General features: G+C 49.4%; 1 protein-coding gene and 1 pseudogene. Both read left to right on the top strand.

Features of this window, described 5'->3' with window-relative positions:
* The first annotated feature begins 18 nt into the window (after positions 1-18).
* Positions 19-786, top strand: a complete 768-nt coding sequence (locus R8269_RS25855) for a thiazole synthase (RefSeq protein WP_318222993.1) — start codon at positions 19-21, stop codon at positions 784-786.
* A 15-nt stretch (positions 787-801) separates the two neighbouring features.
* Positions 802-1,084, top strand: a pseudogene (gene thiH / locus R8269_RS25860) (2-iminoacetate synthase ThiH); the annotation flags it as partial.

The raw sequence follows: 1,084 nt of genomic DNA on the forward strand, positions 1-1,084 counted from the left end.
CGCAGGGGGATAACGTCGATGCTGAAAATTGGTGATAAAGAATTTCAATCACGCTTGTTCACAGGAACAGGCAAATTTTCTAATAGCCGTTTAATGGCCGAAGCCATCCAGGTTTCAGGTTCACAGCTCGCGACGATGGCGCTTAAACGTGTGGATGTACATGATCAGCAAGATGACATTTTGCAGCCTCTGATTCACGCCGGTGTGAATTTGCTACCGAACACCTCTGGCGCTAAAAATGCCAAAGATGCTGTTTTTGCTGCGCAGCTTGCTCGCGAAGCGTTGGGCACAAATTGGGTCAAACTGGAGATCCATCCCGACCCGAAATACTTAATGCCTGACCCGATAGAAACCTTAGCCGCTGCCGAACAGCTCGTGCGAGAAGGCTTTATTGTGTTGCCATATTGCCATGCCGATCCGGTGTTATGTAAACGACTGGAAGGAGTTGGCTGTGCTGCGGTGATGCCATTGGGTGCGCCGATTGGTTCGAACAAAGGTATCGCTTCGCACGATTTTCTAGAAATCATTATTGACCAAGCGAACGTACCTGTTGTCGTGGATGCGGGAATTGGTGCGCCTTCACATGCGGCAAGAGCGATGGAAATGGGCGCGGACGCCGTGTTGGTCAATACGGCCATCGCTGCCGCAAGTAATCCCGTTGCGATGGCGAAAGCGTTCAAGATGGCAGTCGAGTCAGGTCGTATGGCTTATGAAGCTGGGCTTGCAGGGAAAGTTTCTCATGCCGTTGCTTCCAGTCCGCTAACGGCTTTTCTCGATGAACTGTAGAAGTGAGGGTTCAATATGAGCTTTTATGATCGCTTTCAGCAGCTCGATTGGGATGACATATCCATGTCGATTTATGCCAAAACGGAGCAGGATGTGGAAAGGGCGCTAGCAAAACCCAAACGAGATTTGGAAGATTTTAAAGCGTTGATTTCTCCTGCTGCTGAACCGTACTTAGAGCAGATGGCAAAGCTTTCTTATTCGCTGACGCGTAAGCGTTTTGGCAACACTATGTCGCTATATATCCCGCTGTACCTCTCTAATCTTTGCGCCAACGCTTGTACCTATTGTGGCTTCTCTA

This window comes from Vibrio sp. Vb0667, assembly GCF_033391095.1.

What these genes read in the sequence shown, in the direction of transcription:
- R8269_RS25855 (WP_318222993.1), top strand. Translation starts at nt 19, where the DNA reads ATGCTGAAAATTGGTGATAAAGAATTTCAATCACGCTTGTTCACAGGA.